Source organism: Pseudomonas sp. TWP3-1 (assembly GCF_049896625.1).
In the GTDB taxonomy this organism is placed as follows: Bacteria; Pseudomonadota; Gammaproteobacteria; order Pseudomonadales; family Pseudomonadaceae; genus Aquipseudomonas.
In genome coordinates, this window is the sequence record NZ_JAFCUQ010000009.1 from 150,140 (window position 1) to 166,910 (window position 16,771).

20 protein-coding genes are annotated in these 16,771 nt (G+C 60.2%); 12 read left to right on the forward strand and 8 right to left on the reverse strand.

Annotated features, from left to right (window positions below; genetic code table 11):
• Positions 1-188: 188 nt before the first annotated feature.
• From ccmA to ACP7BN_RS14765, 10 genes are all read left to right on the forward strand, one after another.
• A complete protein-coding gene (ccmA, locus tag ACP7BN_RS14720; RefSeq protein WP_426204973.1) occupies positions 189-824 on the forward strand; it encodes a cytochrome c biogenesis heme-transporting ATPase CcmA in 636 nt (211 codons plus the stop codon).
• Positions 821-1,489 carry a heme exporter protein CcmB gene (gene ccmB / locus ACP7BN_RS14725; RefSeq protein WP_420648000.1) on the forward strand — a complete coding sequence of 223 codons (669 nt, stop codon included), beginning with the start codon at positions 821-823 and terminating at the stop codon, positions 1,487-1,489. The genes ccmA and ccmB overlap by 4 nt, the downstream gene beginning before the upstream one ends.
• 78 nt (positions 1,490-1,567) lie before the next feature.
• Complete coding sequence (locus tag ACP7BN_RS14730) at positions 1,568-2,323, forward strand: heme ABC transporter permease (RefSeq protein WP_426204975.1); 756 nt, start codon at positions 1,568-1,570, stop codon at positions 2,321-2,323.
• Positions 2,320-2,496: a heme exporter protein CcmD gene (gene ccmD / locus ACP7BN_RS14735; RefSeq protein ID WP_420648002.1), complete on the forward strand. Its 177-nt coding sequence runs from the start codon at positions 2,320-2,322 to the stop codon at positions 2,494-2,496. Before ACP7BN_RS14730 ends, ccmD begins: the two co-directional genes overlap by 4 nt.
• On the forward strand, positions 2,493-2,948 hold the full coding sequence (ccmE, locus tag ACP7BN_RS14740; protein WP_420648003.1) for a cytochrome c maturation protein CcmE: 456 nt from the start codon (positions 2,493-2,495) through the stop codon (positions 2,946-2,948). The genes ccmD and ccmE overlap by 4 nt, the downstream gene beginning before the upstream one ends.
• A 3-nt stretch (positions 2,949-2,951) precedes the next feature.
• Positions 2,952-4,940 carry a heme lyase CcmF/NrfE family subunit gene (locus tag ACP7BN_RS14745; protein ID WP_426204977.1) on the forward strand — a complete coding sequence of 663 codons (1,989 nt, stop codon included), beginning with the start codon at positions 2,952-2,954 and terminating at the stop codon, positions 4,938-4,940.
• On the forward strand, positions 4,937-5,473 hold the full coding sequence (locus ACP7BN_RS14750) for a DsbE family thiol:disulfide interchange protein (protein ID WP_426204978.1): 537 nt from the start codon (positions 4,937-4,939) through the stop codon (positions 5,471-5,473). Before ACP7BN_RS14745 ends, ACP7BN_RS14750 begins: the two co-directional genes overlap by 4 nt.
• On the forward strand, positions 5,470-5,943 hold the full coding sequence (locus tag ACP7BN_RS14755; protein WP_426204980.1) for a cytochrome c-type biogenesis protein: 474 nt from the start codon (positions 5,470-5,472) through the stop codon (positions 5,941-5,943). Before ACP7BN_RS14750 ends, ACP7BN_RS14755 begins: the two co-directional genes overlap by 4 nt.
• Positions 5,940-7,139: a c-type cytochrome biogenesis protein CcmI gene (ccmI, locus tag ACP7BN_RS14760; protein WP_426204982.1), complete on the forward strand. Its 1,200-nt coding sequence runs from the start codon at positions 5,940-5,942 to the stop codon at positions 7,137-7,139. Before ACP7BN_RS14755 ends, ccmI begins: the two co-directional genes overlap by 4 nt.
• Positions 7,140-7,168: 29 nt before the next feature.
• Positions 7,169-7,573, forward strand: a complete 405-nt coding sequence (locus ACP7BN_RS14765) for a hypothetical protein (RefSeq protein WP_420648008.1) — start codon at positions 7,169-7,171, stop codon at positions 7,571-7,573.
• A 61-nt stretch (positions 7,574-7,634) separates the two neighbouring features.
• On the opposite strand, the gene ACP7BN_RS14770 is transcribed toward ACP7BN_RS14765, so the two are convergent.
• Together ACP7BN_RS14770 and ACP7BN_RS14775 are read right to left on the reverse strand one after the other, a co-directional pair.
• Positions 7,635-8,210: a PIN domain-containing protein gene (locus ACP7BN_RS14770; protein ID WP_426204984.1), complete on the reverse strand. Its 576-nt coding sequence runs from the start codon at positions 8,208-8,210 to the stop codon at positions 7,635-7,637.
• On the reverse strand, positions 8,207-8,674 hold the full coding sequence (locus ACP7BN_RS14775) for a helix-turn-helix domain-containing protein (RefSeq protein ID WP_426204986.1): 468 nt from the start codon (positions 8,672-8,674) through the stop codon (positions 8,207-8,209). Before ACP7BN_RS14775 ends, ACP7BN_RS14770 begins: the two co-directional genes overlap by 4 nt.
• 211 nt (positions 8,675-8,885) lie before the next feature.
• Here ACP7BN_RS14775 and ACP7BN_RS14780 point away from each other — a divergent pair, with 211 nt between their 5' ends.
• Positions 8,886-9,098, forward strand: coding sequence for a type II toxin-antitoxin system HicA family toxin (locus ACP7BN_RS14780; protein ID WP_426204987.1), 213 nt, complete (start codon positions 8,886-8,888; stop codon positions 9,096-9,098).
• Positions 9,098-9,502, forward strand: coding sequence for a type II toxin-antitoxin system HicB family antitoxin (locus ACP7BN_RS14785; protein ID WP_426204989.1), 405 nt, complete (start codon positions 9,098-9,100; stop codon positions 9,500-9,502). The genes ACP7BN_RS14780 and ACP7BN_RS14785 overlap by 1 nt, the downstream gene beginning before the upstream one ends.
• A gap of 47 nt (positions 9,503-9,549) precedes the next feature.
• On the opposite strand, the gene ACP7BN_RS14790 is transcribed toward ACP7BN_RS14785, so the two are convergent.
• The 6 genes from ACP7BN_RS14790 to ACP7BN_RS14815 form a co-directional block, all read right to left on the reverse strand.
• Entirely contained in the window at positions 9,550-10,737 is a 1,188-nt protein-coding gene (locus tag ACP7BN_RS14790) for an MFS transporter (protein ID WP_426204991.1), read from the reverse strand.
• Positions 10,738-10,931: 194 nt separating this feature from the next.
• The gene (locus ACP7BN_RS14795) at positions 10,932-11,930 is read right to left on the reverse strand and encodes a sulfate ABC transporter substrate-binding protein (protein WP_426204993.1); all 999 of its coding nucleotides are present in this window, start codon (positions 11,928-11,930) and stop codon (positions 10,932-10,934) included.
• A 94-nt stretch (positions 11,931-12,024) separates the two neighbouring features.
• The gene (locus ACP7BN_RS14800; RefSeq protein ID WP_426204994.1) at positions 12,025-12,849 is read right to left on the reverse strand and encodes an ion transporter; all 825 of its coding nucleotides are present in this window, start codon (positions 12,847-12,849) and stop codon (positions 12,025-12,027) included.
• A gap of 21 nt (positions 12,850-12,870) precedes the next feature.
• Positions 12,871-13,773 carry an urea transporter gene (locus ACP7BN_RS14805; protein WP_426204996.1) on the reverse strand — a complete coding sequence of 301 codons (903 nt, stop codon included), beginning with the start codon at positions 13,771-13,773 and terminating at the stop codon, positions 12,871-12,873.
• A gap of 215 nt (positions 13,774-13,988) precedes the next feature.
• Positions 13,989-15,404: a pyruvate kinase gene (pyk, locus tag ACP7BN_RS14810; RefSeq protein ID WP_426204998.1), complete on the reverse strand. Its 1,416-nt coding sequence runs from the start codon at positions 15,402-15,404 to the stop codon at positions 13,989-13,991.
• On the reverse strand, positions 15,394-16,674 hold the full coding sequence (locus ACP7BN_RS14815) for a glycerate kinase type-2 family protein (RefSeq protein WP_426205000.1): 1,281 nt from the start codon (positions 16,672-16,674) through the stop codon (positions 15,394-15,396). The genes pyk and ACP7BN_RS14815 overlap by 11 nt, the downstream gene beginning before the upstream one ends.
• Positions 16,675-16,771 lie beyond the last annotated feature (97 nt).

Consider the following 16,771-nt stretch of genomic DNA (forward strand, 5'->3'; position numbering starts at 1 on the left):
CAACCTGAGGAAAATGCACTCTGGAGAGAGGGTGGCGACATGTATAATGCCGCCCGTCGTACCGAGAGTGGCGAAAACATTGCAATTGTTTGACCCAGCTCTCTAGAACGAGCCGTCAATGCATCTATGCTGCAACTCTTTAACGGCCGCGCCAGAGCCGACTTGAACCGTATAAGGCCCGTGAACCCTTGACCAGTCCTGTCCTGCAAACTGTTGCCCTCGCTTGTGAGCGTGATCTGCGGCTGCTTTTCGAAAATCTCGAATTGCGCCTGGTCAGTGGCGACATGCTGCAGATCAGCGGCCCCAATGGCAGCGGCAAAACCAGTTTGCTACGTCTTCTGTCCGGTCTGATGCAGCCGACCGAGGGTCAAGTGCTGCTCAACGGCAAACCGCTGGCCGAGCAACGCAGCGAACTGGCGCGCAACCTGCTGTGGATCGGCCATGCCGCCGGGATCAAAGAACTTTTGACTCCGGAAGAAAACCTCTCGTGGCTGTGCGCGCTGCATCAGCCCGCCGCACGCGAGGCGATCTGGCAAGCACTGGCCGCTGTAGGATTGCGCGGATTCGAAGATGTTCCCTGCCACAGCCTGTCCGCCGGTCAGCAACGCCGCGTGGCGCTGGCGCGCTTGTATCTGGATAGCCCGCCGTTGTGGATTCTCGACGAACCGTTCACCGCCCTCGACAAGCAAGGCGTGGCGCAGCTCGAAGCGCATCTGGCCGAGCACTGCGAGCGCGGCGGCATGGTGGTGTTGACCACCCACCACGCGCTGAGCCGAACGCCGGCCGGTTATCGCGACATCGATCTGGGGAATTGGGCAGCATGAGTGTCTTTGGTCTGCTGATCGCCCGTGAATCCCGACTGCTGTTTCGCCGCCCGGCGGAGCTGGCCAATCCGTTGATTTTCTTCGCCATCGTCATCGCTTTGTTCCCGCTGGCCGTCGGCCCGGAGACACAAGTGTTGCAAAACCTGTCCCCGGGGTTAGTCTGGGTGGCCGCGTTGTTGTCGGTCCTGCTCTCGCTGGACGGGCTGTTCCGCAGTGATTTCGAAGATGGCTCTCTGGAACAGTGGGTCCTTTCGCCGCACCCCCTGGCACTTCTGGTGTTGGCCAAGGTGCTGGCACACTGGCTGTTCTCCGGTCTGGCGCTGGTTTTGCTCTCGCCGTTACTGGCGTTGATGCTCGGCTTGCCGGCCGCGTGTCTGCCGGTGTTGCTGCTCTCGTTGCTGCTGGGGACACCGGTGCTGAGCTTGCTCGGCGCGGTGGGCGCGGCGCTGACGGTCGGTCTGAAACGCGGTGGCCTGCTGCTGGCGCTGCTGATTCTGCCGTTGTACATCCCGGTGTTGATTCTTGGCAGTGGCGCCTTGCAGGCAGCCCTCCAGGGCATGCCGGCGACCGGGTATCTGCTGTGGCTTGGTAGCCTGACCGCCCTGGCGATCACCCTGACACCCTTTGCAATAGCTGCTGGCCTGAAGATCAGCGTCGGCGAATAATGAGGTCTGGTCAAAATTTGACCAGTAAAGACCCTAAGCCCGTTCACAACGATGAGCGGCACCCGTGATGGAAACAGTATGAACTGGACCTGGTTTCACAAGCTCGGCTCGCCCAAATGGTTTTACGGCATCAGCAGCAAGCTGTTGCCGTGGTTGAGCATCGCTGCGTTGCTGCTGATCGCTGTCGGCGTTGTCTGGGGCCTGGCCTTCGCGCCGCCGGACTATCAGCAAGGCAACAGCTTTCGCATCATCTATATCCACGTGCCTGCCGCAATGCTCGCGCAGTCGATCTACGTGATGCTCGCGGTGTGCGGCGTGGTCGGGCTGGTGTGGAAAATGAAACTGGCCGACGTCGCCCTGCAATGCGCCGCGCCGATTGGTGCGTGGATGACCGCCGTGGCGCTGGTCACCGGGGCGATCTGGGGCAAACCGACCTGGGGTTCGTGGTGGGTCTGGGATGCGCGTCTGACCTCGATGCTGATTCTGCTGTTTCTGTACTTCGGCTTGATCGCGCTGGGCAATGCCATCAGTAATCGCGACAGTGCGGCCAAGGCCTGCGCGGTGCTGGCGATTGTCGGCGTGATCAACATTCCAATCATCAAATACTCGGTGGAGTGGTGGAACACACTGCACCAGGGCGCGACGTTCACCCTTACCGAAAAACCGGCGATGCCGGCCGAGATGTGGCTGCCGCTGTTGCTGACCGTGCTGGGCTTCTACTGTTTCTTCGGCGCGGTGTTGTTGCTGCGCATGCGCCTGGAAGTGCTCAAGCGTGAAGCCCGCGCCAGCTGGGTGAAAGCCGAAGTGCAAAACAGTCTGGAGGCCGCTCGATGAGTTTCGCGTCATTCGGCGACTTTCTCGCCATGGGCCATCATGGCCTGTATGTCTGGTCGGCCTACGGCATCTGCCTTGCGGTGCTGGCCCTCAACGTGGTGGTGCCGATTGCGGCCCGCAAGCGCTATCTGCAACAAGAGGCGCGTCGTCTGCGCCGGGAGAATGGCAAGTGAATCCGCTGCGTAAAAAGCGTCTTATCATCATTCTGGCAATTCTGGTCGGGGTCGGCGCTGCCGTCGGCCTGGCCCTGAGCGCCCTGCAGCAGAACATCAATCTGTTTTACACGCCGACGCAGATTGCCAACGGTGAGGCCCCGCAGGACACGCGGATTCGCGCCGGCGGCATGGTCGAGAAGGGCTCGTTACAACGCTCCAAGGATTCGCTGGACGTGCGCTTCGTGGTTACCGACTTCAGCAAATCCGTAACCATCACCTATCGCGGCATCCTCCCGGATCTGTTCCGTGAAGGCCAAGGCATCGTCGCCCTCGGCAAGATCAACGCCGACGGCGTGGTGGTTGCCGACGAAGTGCTGGCCAAGCACGATGAAAAGTACATGCCGCCGGAAGTGACCAAGGCGTTGAAAGACAGCGGTCAATCCGCACCGACCCCAGCGAAGGAGGGTTGATCGATGACTTCCGCACTGTTTATTCCTGAACTCGGTCATCTGGCGATGATTCTGGCGCTGTGTTTTGCGCTGGTGCAGGCCGTGGTTCCGTTGCTCGGTGCCTGGCGCGGCGACCGTTTGTGGATGAGCCTGGCGCAACCGGCCGCGTGGGGGCAGTTTGCGTTTTTGCTGTTCGCCTTCGGCGCATTGACCTACGCGTTCATGAGCGATGATTTCTCCGTCGCCTATGTTGCCAATAACTCCAATACCGCTTTGCCGTGGTATTACAAATTCAGCGCGGTGTGGGGCGCGCACGAAGGATCGCTGCTGCTGTGGGCAATGATTCTCGGCGGCTGGACGTTCGCGGTGTCGGTGTTCTCGCGGCAGTTGCCGCAAGTCATGCTCGCCCGTGTGCTGGCGGTGATGGGCATGATCAGCACCGGTTTCCTGCTGTTCCTGATTCTCACGTCCAACCCGTTCAAACGCATCCTGCCGCAAATGCCCAGCAATGGCGCTGACCTCAATCCATTGCTGCAAGACATCGGCCTGATCGTTCATCCGCCCATGTTGTACATGGGTTACGTCGGGTTTTCGGTAGCGTTCGCGTTCGCCATCGCCGCGTTGATGGGCGGTCGACTTGATGCCGCGTGGGCACGCTGGTCGCGTCCGTGGACGATTGTCGCCTGGGCGTTCCTTGGCATCGGCATCACCCTCGGATCGTGGTGGGCCTACTACGAACTCGGCTGGGGCGGCTGGTGGTTCTGGGACCCGGTGGAAAACGCTTCGTTCATGCCTTGGCTGGTCGGCACGGCGCTGATTCACTCGCTGGCCGTCACTGAAAAACGCGGCGTGTTCAAGAGCTGGACGGTTTTGCTGGCGATTGCAGCGTTCTCGTTGAGCCTGCTTGGCACCTTCCTCGTGCGTTCCGGCGTGCTGACTTCGGTGCATGCGTTTGCCTCCGACCCTGAACGCGGCGTGTTCATCCTGATCTTCCTGCTGTTCGTGGTCGGTGGTTCGCTGACCCTGTTTGCGTTGCGCGCTCCGGTGGTCAAGAGCCAGGTCGGCTTCAATCTGTGGTCGCGCGAAACTTTGCTGCTGGGCAATAACCTGGTGCTGGTGGTGGCCGCGTCGATGATTCTGCTCGGCACGCTGTATCCGCTGATCCTCGATGCGATCAGCGGCGCCAAGCTGTCGGTCGGCCCGCCGTACTTCAACGCACTGTTCATCCCGTTGATGGCGTTGCTGATGATGGTCATGGCCGTCGGCGTGATCGTGCGCTGGAAAGACACCCCGGTGAAATGGCTGGTGGGCATGCTGACCCCGGTGCTGCTCGGCAGCGCGGCGCTGGCAGTGGTCGCCGGTATCGCGTACGGCGATTTCAACTGGGCGGTGCTCGCGACCTTCATGCTCGCCGCATGGGTGTTGCTTGCCGGTGTGCGTGACCTGATCGACAAGACCCGCCACAAAGGTTTGATCAAAGGCTTGCCGACGCTGACCCGCAGTTACTGGGGCATGCAGATCGCTCACCTCGGTATCGCGGTGTGCGCGCTGGGCGTGGTGTTGTCGAGCCAGAACAGTGCCGAGCGCGACCTGCGTCTGGCGCCGGGCGAGTCGATGGCGCTGGGCGGTTATCAGTTCGTGTTCGAAGGCGCCAAGCACTTTGAAGGACCTAACTTTACCTCAGACAAAGGCACCATTCGGGTGATCCGCAATGGTCAGGAAATCAGCGTGCTGCATCCGGAAAAACGTCTGTACACCGTGCAGAATTCGGTGATGACTGAAGCCGGGATCGACGCCGGTTTCACCCGTGACCTCTACGTCGCCTTGGGTGAACCGCTCGGTGATGGCGCGTGGGCGGTGCGCGTGCACGTCAAACCGTTCGTGCGCTGGATCTGGTTCGGCGGTTTGCTCACAGGTGTAGGTGGTCTGCTGGCGGCGCTGGATCGGCGTTATCGAGTCAAGGTCAAAGCCAAGGTGCGCGAAGCCCTGGGCATGGAAGGAGCCGCTGCATGAGACGTTGGTTGATGCTGGTGCCGCTGGCGATTTTTCTGCTGGTGGCGGTGTTTCTGTATCGCGGGCTGTATCTCGATCCGGCGGAGCTGCCGTCGGCGATGATCAACAAGCCGTTCCCGGAGTTTTCCCTGCCGTCAGTGCAGGGCGACAAGACCCTGACCAAGGCCGATATTCTCGGCAAACCGGCGCTGGTCAATGTCTGGGGCACTTGGTGCATCTCTTGCCGGGTCGAGCATCCGGTGCTGAACAAACTGGCCGAGCGCGGTGTGGTGATCTACGGCATCAACTACAAGGACGTCAACGCCGACGCCTTGAAGTGGCTGGCCGAGTTCCACAATCCGTATCAACTCGATATCCGTGACGACGAAGGCTCGCTGGGCCTGAATCTTGGTGTGTACGGCGCGCCGGAAACTTTCTTCATCGACGCCAAGGGCATCATTCGCGACAAATTCGTGGGCGTGATCGACGAGCAGGTCTGGCGTGAAAAACTCGCGGCCAAGTATCAGGCGCTGGTCGATGAGGCCAAGCCATGAAGCGCTTTTTAGCCGCTGTCGTGTTGGGTTTGAGTCTGGCCGGGGTGGCCCACGCCGCCATCGACACTTACGAGTTCGCCAAAGAAGGTGATCGCGAGCGTTTTCGCGAATTGACCAAGGAACTGCGCTGCCCGAAATGCCAGAACCAGGACATCGCCGACTCCAACGCACCGATTGCCGCCGACCTGCGTAAAGAGATTTTCCGCATGCTCGGTGAGGGCAAGGACAATCAGCAGATCATCGACTTCATGGTTGATCGCTACGGGGATTTCGTGCGCTACAAGCCGGCACTGAATGCCAAGACTGCGCTGTTGTGGTTTGGCCCGGCCGGTCTGCTGCTCGGTGGGTTTGCGGTGATTGTCGTGATCGTCCGCCGTCGCCGCCGCGAGCAACGCAGCAACACCGCGCAATCGCTGTCCACCGAAGAACGTCACCGCCTCGACCAACTGTTGGATAAAAACCAAGAATGATTGATTTCTGGCTTGCCGCAGGGCTGTTGCTTCTGGTCGCCCTGAGTTTTCTGCTGATCCCCGTGTTGCGCGGCCGTCGTGCCCAGCGCGAGGAAGATCGCACTGCCCTCAACGTTGCGCTGTATCAGGAGCGCGTCGCCGAGTTGCAATCGCAACAGTCCGAAGGCGTGCTCGATGCCGCGCAAATGGACAGCGGTCGTGCTGAGGCCGCGCGTGAATTGCTCGCCGATACCGAAGGCGTTGCGCCGGCGCGGGTTGCCAAACTGGGTAAACCGCTGCCGTTGTTGGCGGCGGTGCTGGTGCCGGTATTGGGCCTTGCGCTGTATCTGCATTTCGGTGCCAGCGACAAGGTTGAACTGACCCGCGAATTCGCCCAGGCGCCGCAGTCGATGGAGCAAATGACCGAACGCCTTGAGCGTGCCGTGGCGGCGCAACCGGATTCGGCCGAAGGCCTGTATTTCCTCGGTCGCACCTACATGGCTCAGGATCGCCCGGCGGACGCGGCGAAGATGTTCGAACGCACCGTCACTCTCGCCGGTCGCCAGCCGGAACTGCTCGGGCAGTGGGCGCAGGCGCAGTATTTTGCCGACAACAAGAAGTGGTCGGACAAGGTGCAGGCGCTGACCGACGAAGCGCTGAAAGCCGATCCGAAGGAAGTCACCAGCCTCGGTCTACTGGGCATCGCCGCGTTCGAAGGCCAGCGTTATCAGGAAGCCATCGATTACTGGAACCGTCTGCTGGCGCAACTGCCGCCAGAAGACAAATCCCGCGAAGCGCTGCAAGGCGGCATCGCCCGCGCTGCCGAGAAACTGCAAGCCAGCGGCGGCAAGGTTGCTGTGGCGCCAGTAGCAAAAACTGCACTGCTGCGGGTCAGCGTCGATCTGGCCAAAGAACTGAAAGACAAAGTGCAACCGGGCGACAGCGTGTTCATCTTCGCCCGCGCCACTTCCGGCCCACCGGCGCCGCTGGCGGCCAAGCGCATGACCGTCGCCGACCTGCCGGTGACCGTCGAACTGGGTGATGCCGACGCGATGATGCCGCAGTTGAAACTGTCGAACTTCCCTGAAGTCCAACTGGTTGCACGCATCTCCCGCGCCGGTCAACCGACCGCCGGGGAGTGGGTCGGCCGCAGCGGGCCTCTGGCCAGCAGCACCACCGCGCCGCAGACACTGACCATCGACAGCCCGGACAAATAACCGTCCGGCAGACCACTGGAAGCACCGCCATGAACGCCTTTGCTCGAATTGCAGTCATCTCGCTGACCCTCGCGGTCAGCGCCTGTGCGGTGCAACGCCCGGAACCGACCAGCCTGCCACCGATCCCGCCGTCGCAGCCAAGCCCGACCCCGTCGCCAACCCCGACCCCGGGCAAGACCAGCATTCCGGCCAAACCGGCCAAACCCGTCCCGCGCACCTCGGCCAGCTTCGCCCCACCACCGGGCGGCAACAGCCACTGGGACCAGAAACTCGGTGTCTACGTCCTCGACGACCAAACCAACACCTTCTACCGCCAGCGCACCTACTATCGCTGGAACAACGGCTGGAGCCGCGCCATCAGCCCCAACGGCCCGTGGGAAGACACCAACATCCACGGCGTGCCGGCGGGGTTGGGTAAACGGTTCGGGCAGTAATGAAAAACGGCGATCCCTGGATCGCCGTTTTGCTGTGTGGGTTTTTGCGCGATTAGCTTTTTCAAAGGATCGCCTGATAGGCACTCAACGCCTTGACCGATTGAACCAATCCCTGGCGCTTTAGAAGATCGAGAAACGGTTCGACATCCATCGCCGGCATTCTCAGTTGCCCGCGTTGCTTTTGGGCCGCCGCGATTACAGCTGCCGGATCAAGATCGAAGAGATTGCCGACGAATTCGTCAGGATGTTGCGCCTCGATGCCGAGAGGTTGAAGAACCACGCTTGGAAAGTCTTTCTGATTGAAGGTCACGATCACGCTGGCCCCGCAACGTATTGCAGCTGCCAGCACGTGGCGGTCATCAGTGTCAGGAAGGTTCAACCCGGCGATCAATTCTTCGTAGTCGCAGACGCATGCATCGGGAATCGCCCGATCCATCAACTCGGAAGTGCGATCCAGTTGTTCGGCTTTCAGGTCCGGCCGATTCTTCAACAGATTGCGTTTCCATTCGCAGTGAATCTCGTTTGACCAACGAGCCCGAAACCGTCCCGACAGTGCAAGCCACATCAAAAAATCTCTTAATGGGGCGGGATATAAAACACATGCATCGTATACAGCGGTGAAAGTGGAATGCCTCACTCGTACCCAATCCTTAACGCTTGTGCCTGCTCCGCGAGAAGCGTCATTGCCTCTTCACTGGCTGTGTCGCGCCGGGTTTTATAGTCCATCAAATCGGCAAAACGCACACGTCGGTGCTTGCCGGTTTTGTGGTAGGACAACTCGCCGCTCTCCAGCAGTTTTATGAGGTGGGGGCGTGAGACGTTGAGCAGGTCGGCGGCCTCCTGAGTAGTCAGTTCGGCGTGAACCGGCACGACTTTTACTGCATTGCCTTCAGCCAGCGCCGAGAGGATATCGATCAGCAGGCGCAGTGCGGTCGTAGGAAGTTCGACTTTATGAGCCTCGTTTTGCTCATCGAAAATCTGGATGTGCTGAGTCTCGAATTGCGTCGCAAGATAAGCGGCGAGAGCGCGTTGGCCTTCAATGGCGGCTTTCACTTCGCGTTCGAGCGGGAGGTGGGGCGGTGTATGAATAACGGTAGGCATGATGATTTCCAGAATTTTGAATGAATAATGCCGGAACGTTATTCGAATTAAACGAAAATCGCAATAAACGAAACTGTTGAAGGAATTGGTTCTCTCCCTATGTAGAAACTCACATCCTGCAAAACAACCAAACGTCGCCCCGACACTTTCTGTGCTTGAGTAAAGATAACTCTAGGGTTACTTTTATCAGGCCGAAGCAAGGAGGCGGTTGGTGCAGAGCAGGTTATTGATCAAGGAGCTGGAAGAGGCGGGCTGGACGCTGGATCGGGTCACCGGCAGTCATCATATCTTCACGCACCGCTACAACCCGTACACGATTCCCGTCCCGCACCCGAAGAAGGATTTGCCGCTGGGAACGGTCAAGAGCATCAGGCGGCGCGCGGGGTTGTACAACCCGTCAGCCGGTTACTCAGGAGATCCATAATGCAATATCCCATCTGTATCGAATGGGGCGACGAGAACACCGCCATCGGTATTCAGATCCCCGATATTCCTGGCGCGGTCACGGCCGGGGATACGTTTGAAGATGCCTACAACGCCGCCGTCGAGATCGCGCACATCATGTTGCAAGAGATCGCTTCGGACGGTGATTCGATTCCCATGCCGACTTCGGCGGCAACCCATCGCAACAATCCGGAATTTGCCGAGATGGGCTGGGGCATGCTGGAGCTGGATATCGCGCCGTACATGGGCAAGACCGAGAAGGTCAACGTGACGCTGCCCGGTTACGTCATCCAGCGCATCGACCGTTATGTGCGCGAGCACAACGTCAAAAGCCGCTCCTCGTTTCTGGCGGACGCGGCGATGGAGAAGCTGGTTCGTTATTGAGTCCCAAGCCTGGTCGGATTTTTAATCCGACAAGGCTTTTTCATGGCTTAAGCAGTCGCCAGCGAACGCTTGTCCGACACGCTCAAGAACCGTAGCAACGCCAACAGCGGAAACACGCTGCCGACGATCACGATCCACAACCAGCCGCCATGTTCGTACACTGCACTGGCCACCGAGGAGCCGAACGCGCCGCCGATGAAGATGCTGGTCATGTACAGCGCGTTGAGGCGGCCACGGCTTTTCGCGTCGAGGGAATACACCGCGCGTTGGCCGAGCACCATGTTCATCTGCACGCAGAAATCGAGGACTACGCCGGTCACGGCCAGGCCGATCACGCTGTAGGCCGGGTGAATGAAGGCGGGGAGGAAGCTCAGGCTGGCGAACAACATCGCCAGCAGCGAGGCGATGCGGGTGTGGCCAGCGTCGGCCAGGCGTCCGCTGATCGGGGCGGCGATGGCCCCGATGGCCCCGACCAAGGCGAAAATCGCGATCTGGGTCTGGCTCAGGCCATGATTACGCGCCAGTTCAAGCGGCACCGCAGTCCAGAACAGGCTGAAGGTGGCGAACATGCACCCCTGATAAAACGCGCGCTGACGCAGCACCGGTTGTTGGCGCAACAGCGTCCACAACGAGCCGAGCAGTTGGCCGTAAGTCGCGCTGTGATCTGGTTGGCGCTTGGGCACGGTCAGGGCCAGGACGATGCTGATCGCTGCCATCAACCCGGCTGCAATCATGAACATCGCACGCCAGCCGAGGTGATCGGCGACTACGCTGGAGACCGGTCGCGCCAACAAGATACCCAGCAACAAGCCGCCCATGATCCCGCCGACCACTCGGCCACGGGATTCTTCCGGCGCCAGATGTGCGGCCAGTGGAATCAGGATCTGCACCGACACCGAACTGAAACCCACCAGCAACGACACCAGCAAAAACAGGTTCGGCTGGTCGGTGAACGCCGCCGCCAGCAGGCTGGCAATCGCCACCACGGTGGTGATGATCATCAGGCGCCGGTTTTCCAGCAGATCAGCCAGCGGCACCAGAAAGAACAAACCCAGCGCATAACCGATCTGCGTCAGCGACACGATGAAACTGGCCATGGTGTCGGTCAGGCCGATGTCCGGCGCAATCAGGCCAATGATCGGTTGCGCGTAGTAGATATTCGCAACGATGGCGCCGCAGCAAAAGGCGAACAGCAGCACCATGCCTCGGGTCATTGTGTGAGTTGTGGCGGTCATAGAATTTTTCTCGATCAAGCGAACAAAGGAATGCGCTGAGGCTAAGGGACACGCCGGACCGGCGGTAGGCGCTTTCGATTGATATCAGTTATTACGCTGCGTAATGAGAGCCGTCGAGGGAAGTGTCGTCATCGGCGAACCTGAATGCAAAAAGGCGACCCGGTCAGGTCGCCTTTTCGGTTATTGCTCAGGCATCACTGCCCGCTGTAGATCTGATCAAACACCCCACCATCATTGAAGTGGGTCTTCTGCACCGTGCGCCAGTCACCGAAGGTTTTCTCGACTGACAGGAAGTCGACTTTCGGGAAACGGTCGGTGTACTTGGCCAGCACCGCCGGGTCACGTGGACGCAGGTAGTTTGCAGCAGCGATTTCCTGACCTTCCGGCGACCACAGGTATTTCAGGTATTCATTGGCAGCGTCGCGGGTGCCTTTCTTGTCGACCACTTTGTCGACCACCGACACAGGCGGCTCGGCTTCGGCGGAGACGCTTGGGTAGATCACTTCGAACTGATCACGGCCGAACTCGCGGGCAATCATTTCCGCTTCGTTTTCGAAGGTCACCAGCACGTCGCCGATCTGGTTGGTCATGAACGTGGTGGTCGCGGCACGGCCCCCGGTATCCAGCACTGGCGCCTGCTTGAACAGTTTGCCGACGAAGTCTTTGGCTTTGTTTTCGTCACCGCCATTCTTCAGCACGTAGCCCCATGCCGAGAGATAGGTGTAGCGGCCGTTGCCCGAGGTTTTCGGGTTGGGCACGATGACTTGCACGCCATCCTTGAGCAGATCCGGCCAGTCTTTCAGGGCTTTCGGGTTGCCTTTACGCACGATGAATACGGTGGCCGAAGTGAACGGCGCGCTGTTGTTCGGCAGACGGGTGACCCAGTCTTTCGGCACCAGTTGCCCGTTGTCGGCCAGGGCGTTGATGTCAGTCGCCATGTTCATGGTGATGACGTCGGCCGGCAGGCCATCGATTACCGAACGCGCCTGCTTGCTCGAACCGCCGAAGGACATCTGAACCGTGATGGCTTCCTTGTGCTCGGCTTGCCAGTGTTTCTGAAAGGCAGCGTTGTAGTCTTTGTAGAAATCGCGCATCACGTCGTAGGAAACGTTGAGCAGGGTTGGTGCGGCGTTAGCCACGCTACCGAAGGCCAGACCGGCGGCGAGAAGTGAGGCGCCAAAGAGTTTTTTCACTGCGCATTCCTTGTTCTGTATTGGGGGTGATACCGTTTTGCCAGCGACTATAGCCGGGCGTGCATAGTCCTTTAAAGATTAAAAAGGACTTTGCTTATTCCAGTTTCTTGAACAGCTGATTACCGCAGCGCGAGCAGAATGCCGCGCCGTGTTCATGGCTGTTCTTTCTGCACACCGGGCAGTCGTGTTGCAACTGTTCACCGCGCATGGCATTGGCCAGTTCGGCGGTGAAAATCCCGGTGGGCACGGCAATGATCGAGTAACCGGTGATCATCACCAGCGACGAAATAACCTGGCCCAACGGAGTCTTCGGCACGATGTCGCCGAAGCCCACGGTGGTCAGAGTCACGATTGCCCAATAGATGCCTTTGGGAATGCTGGTAAACCCATGTTCCGGGCCTTCGATCACATACATCAGCGTGCCAAACACCGTCACCAATGTGCAGACGCTGACCAGAAACACCACGATCTTCTGCTTGCTGCCGCGCAGCGCCGACATCAGATAGTTGGCTTGCTTGAGGTACGGACTGAGCTTGAGCACGCGGAAAATCCGCAGCATCCGGATGATGCGGATGATCAGCAGGTACTGCGCGTCGGCGTAATACAGCGCAAGAATGCCGGGCACGATAGCCAGCAAATCCACCAGCCCATAAAAGCTGAACGCATAGCGCAACGGTTTGGGCGAACAATACAGCCGCAGGCCGTATTCAATGGCGAAGATGAGCGTGAAGCCCCACTCGATGTACGCCAGCACATCGGCGTAGTTCTGGTGAATGGAGTCGATGCTGTCGAGCATCACGATGACAATGCTGGCGAGGATGATCAACAACAGGATGCCGTCGAAACGCCGCCCGGCCTTGGTGTCGCTTTGGAAAACCATGACGTAAAGTTCTTCACGCCAGTTTTTGCTGCTGTCCATGGATACCGCCTGAACCAATGATCAGCGAAGCCTAGGTTGATTCTCCCCATGAGCGCAAGGCGCGGGTTGCTGCATCCACCGGATGCCGGTGCGCAGCAGCCAGCAGGCGAGGATGAACGGCGCAGTCAGCGTGGCTACTCCGATGGCGCTGAACAGCGGCGTCAACAACAGCGCCAGGCCGATGCCGAACAGCGGCAACCATGGCTGCTGGCGCTGCGCACTGAAGGCGAGGGCGGCGAGCACGGCGTTGTAGCTGCCGAGGCCCATCAGTGCGACCTGGCTGTCGTGGTGCAACAGGCTTGAACCCAACCCGATGATCGAAGCCAGCAACGCCCAGCAAAACGCCCGGCGATCGGCGACCAGCAAACCCGTGGCGATCAATGCTCCGGCCAGCGGATCATCGAGCAACATCACCTGACCGAAGCCTTTGAGCGCCGCAGCGAGAAGATTAAAAGTGTCCAGCTCAAGCACCGGCTCGGGTGCCGCTGGCTCGGCGAACAGCAAAAACACCCAGCTCAGCAACACGAAGGGCGCGGTATAGGCGGGCAGACGCTCGGCGATGCGTACACGCTTCAGCCACTGCTGCGTAATCATCGCGCTCAGGCCGCCAGCGGCGAGAATCAGCGGCGGCAGCATTGGCGACCACGGGAAATACAGGCTCAGCAACAACCCGAGCAGCACGCCGTTGTAGCTGAACAATCCAGCCTGACGATCAGCCTTGGCGTAGTTGCGCCGTTGCGCGGTGAGCAACCCGGCGACCGCGCCGAGCAGCGCGCCGGCGAACAACACCGGCGCGGTGAACAAAATCGCCAACAGGCACAACAAACCGCAGAGCGGATGGCGCTGCAGGAAAATCTGACTGAAACCGTTGAGCAAAGCCTCGGCCCAGTCGGGGCAGTGGGTGTTGAAATGATTGGCAGGCATGTTGAGAAAATCTGGGCAGTTGGAAAATCAAAAGGTCTTGCATATACCTGTGGCGAGGGAGCTTGCTCCCGCTGGGTCGCGAAGCGGCCCCAAAATGGGTCAATGCGGTTCTTCTGTGAAAACCGTCATGCCCTAAAAGCAACGACTGCTACGCAGCCGAGCGGGACGGTGCGACGACTCGACAAGCTCCCTCGCCACAGGTTGTGTAGCTATCTTTAGATCAGCGTCTCGATACGCAGCGAGTTAGTCGATCCAGGCTGGCCAAACGGCACGCCCGCAGTGATCAACAACGTATCGCCACGCTGCGCCATCCCTTGCGCCTGGGCGATTTCCAGTGCCGTCGAACACACCTCGTCAACCTGGCGCAGCCGATCATTGACCACCGAGTGAATGCCCCACGCCACGCTCAGGCGGCGAGCGGTTTGCAGGTTCGGTGTCAGGTTGAGAATCGGCGCTTTCGGCCGCTCGCGCGCCGCACGCAAGCTCGAGGTGCCGGACTCGCTGTAATTGACCAGCACCGCCACCGGCAACACATTGCTGATACGACGAATCGCGCAGCTGATTGCATCGGATACGGTGGCCTCGGCTTTCGGTCGGCTAACGTCGAGTTGAGTCTGATAATCCGGGCCATTCTCAACCTGGCGAATGATCTTGCTCATCATCTGCACCGCTTCCAGCGGGTACTCGCCGGACGCGGTTTCCGCCGAGAGCATCACCGCATCGGCACCTTCGGCCACCGCGTTGGCGACGTCGGTGACTTCGGCGCGGGTCGGTGCCGGGGAGAAACGCATCGACTCAAGCATCTGCGTCGCCACCACCACCGGTTTGCCCAGTTCGCGGCAAGTGCTGATGATGTTCTTCTGGATCTGCGGCACGCTTTCGGCCGGTACTTCCACGCCGAGGTCGCCACGGGCAACCATGATCGCGTCGCTCAGCTCAGCAATCTCGCGCAGTTGTTCAACTGCCGACGGCTTCTCGATTTTCGCCATCAGGAACGCCTTGTCGCCGATCAGCGCGCGGGCCTCGATGATGTCTTGCGGACGCTGCACGAACGACAGCGCGACCCAGTCCACACCCAGCTCCAGACCGAAGCTCAGGTCGCGCCGATCCTTGGCCGTCAATGGACTCAGATCGAGCACCGCTTGCGGCACGTTCACGCCTTTGCGATCCGACAGTTCGCCGCCATTCAGCACCGTAGTGTCGATCGCGTCGGCGTATTTGGTGACCACGCGCAGACGCAGTTTGCCGTCGTCGAGCAGCAGATCCATACCCGCTTGCAGTGCTTCGATGATCTCCGGGTGCGGCAGATTCACCCGGCGTTCATCGCCCGGCGTTGCATCCAGATCAAGGCGAAAGGCCTGGCCGCGATGCAGTTGCACTTTGCCGTCGGCGAATTTGCCAACCCGCAGTTTCGGCCCTTGCAGATCCATCAGGATGCCCAGCGGATAGTTGAGCTGGCGCTCGACTTCGCGGATCCACTGATAGCGCTTGGCATGGTCGGCGTGATCGCCGTGGCTGAAGTTCAGGCGGAAGATATTTACCCCGGCCTCGACCAGTTCACGGATGTCCGCTATGCCGTCGACTGCAGGCCCGAGGGTGGCGAGGATTTTGACCTTTTTATCAGGCGTCATGTTTTGGGCTCTCGAGGATCAGGATGGCGCGGAAGTCGTTGACGTTGGTGCGGGTCGGCTCGGTGACGATCAGCGCGTCGAGCGCCTCGAAATAGCCGTAGCCGTTGTTGTTATCCAGTTCGTCGCTGGCGCTCAGACCGAGGGCGGCGGCGCGGGCGTAGCTGTCCGGGGTCATGATCGCGCCAGCGTTGTCTTCAGAACCGTCAATGCCGTCGGTGTCACCGGCCAGCGCATAGACGCCGGGCAGGCCTTTGAGGCTGTCGGTCAGGCTGAGGAGGAATTCGGCGTTGCGGCCACCGCGACCATTACCGCGCACGGTGACTGTGGTTTCGCCGCCAGACAGAATCACGCAAGGCGCCGCCAGCGGCTGGCCGTGCTGGACGATCTGCCGCGCGATACCGGCGTGGACTTTCGCGACTTCGCGCGATTCGCCTTCCAGGTCACCGAGAATCAGCGGACTGAAACCGGCCTGACGGCATTTCACCGCCGCCGCTTCCAGCGATTGCTGTGGCCGGGCGATCAACTGGAAATGGCTGCGTGCCAGGCTCGGATCGCCGGGTTTGACGGTCTCCGATTCAGGGCTTTGCAGCCAGTTGCGCACCGAGGCCGGCACTTCAATGTTGTAGCGTTTGAGGATCGCCAGCGCTTCGGCACTGGTGCTCGGGTCGGCCACGGTCGGCCCCGAAGCGATGACCGTGGCGAGGTCGCCCGGCACATCGGAAATCGCGTAGGTATACACAGTCGCCGGCCAGCAGGCCTTGCCCAACCGTCCGCCCTTGATCGCCGAGAGGTGCTTGCGCACGCAGTTCATCTCGCCGATGGTCGCGCCGGATTTGAGCAGGGCTTTGTTGATCGATTGCTTGTCGGCGAGGGTGATGCCTGCGGCCGGCAGGGCGAGGAGGGCAGAGCCGCCGCCGGACAACAGGAAGATCACGCGGTCGTCTTCCGTCAGGTTACTAACGAGATCCAGCACGCGTTTGGCCACGGCCAGACCAGCGGCGTCCGGCACCGGATGCGCGGCTTCGACCACTTCGATTTTTTCGCACGGTGCGCCGTGACCGTAACGGGTCACTACCAGCCCGGAGACTTCGCCGGTCCAGCAGCGCTCGACCACTTGCGCCATGGCGGCTGCGGCTTTACCGGCGCCGATGACAATCACCCGACCACTGCGGTCGGCTGGCAGATAAGCTTCAAGGACTTGCTGCGGATGAGCCGCGTCGATGGCTGTGGCAAACAGCTCGCGCAGCAGTTGTTGCGGATCGACCGACATGGCGGGCTCCCGGAATTCTTGTTATTGGGATAAAGCGACAACGGTGCAGCGACGCGGTCCTTGTGGGAGCTGGCTTGCCAGCGATTCAGGCACCGCG

Excerpts from the sequence above, each read along its gene's own strand:
- ccmB (WP_420648000.1), top strand. The coding sequence starts at position 821 with ATGAGTGTCTTTGGTCTGCTGATCGCCCGTGAATCCCGACTGCTGTTT.
- ACP7BN_RS14730 (WP_426204975.1), top strand. The coding sequence starts at position 1,568 with ATGAACTGGACCTGGTTTCACAAGCTCGGCTCGCCCAAATGGTTTTAC.
- ccmD (WP_420648002.1), top strand. The coding sequence starts at position 2,320 with ATGAGTTTCGCGTCATTCGGCGACTTTCTCGCCATGGGCCATCATGGC.
- ACP7BN_RS14745 (WP_426204977.1), top strand. The coding sequence starts at position 2,952 with ATGACTTCCGCACTGTTTATTCCTGAACTCGGTCATCTGGCGATGATT.
- ACP7BN_RS14750 (WP_426204978.1), top strand. The coding sequence starts at position 4,937 with ATGAGACGTTGGTTGATGCTGGTGCCGCTGGCGATTTTTCTGCTGGTG.
- ACP7BN_RS14755 (WP_426204980.1), top strand. The coding sequence starts at position 5,470 with ATGAAGCGCTTTTTAGCCGCTGTCGTGTTGGGTTTGAGTCTGGCCGGG.
- ccmI (WP_426204982.1), top strand. The coding sequence starts at position 5,940 with ATGATTGATTTCTGGCTTGCCGCAGGGCTGTTGCTTCTGGTCGCCCTG.
- ACP7BN_RS14765 (WP_420648008.1), top strand. The coding sequence starts at position 7,169 with ATGAACGCCTTTGCTCGAATTGCAGTCATCTCGCTGACCCTCGCGGTC.
- ACP7BN_RS14775 (WP_426204986.1), bottom strand. The coding sequence starts at position 8,674 with ATGCCTACCGTTATTCATACACCGCCCCACCTCCCGCTCGAACGCGAA.
- ACP7BN_RS14785 (WP_426204989.1), top strand. The coding sequence starts at position 9,098 with ATGCAATATCCCATCTGTATCGAATGGGGCGACGAGAACACCGCCATC.
- ACP7BN_RS14790 (WP_426204991.1), bottom strand. The coding sequence starts at position 10,737 with ATGACCGCCACAACTCACACAATGACCCGAGGCATGGTGCTGCTGTTC.
- ACP7BN_RS14800 (WP_426204994.1), bottom strand. The coding sequence starts at position 12,849 with ATGGACAGCAGCAAAAACTGGCGTGAAGAACTTTACGTCATGGTTTTC.
- ACP7BN_RS14805 (WP_426204996.1), bottom strand. The coding sequence starts at position 13,773 with ATGCCTGCCAATCATTTCAACACCCACTGCCCCGACTGGGCCGAGGCT.
- pyk (WP_426204998.1), bottom strand. The coding sequence starts at position 15,404 with ATGACGCCTGATAAAAAGGTCAAAATCCTCGCCACCCTCGGGCCTGCA.
- ACP7BN_RS14815 (WP_426205000.1), bottom strand. The coding sequence starts at position 16,674 with ATGTCGGTCGATCCGCAACAACTGCTGCGCGAGCTGTTTGCCACAGCC.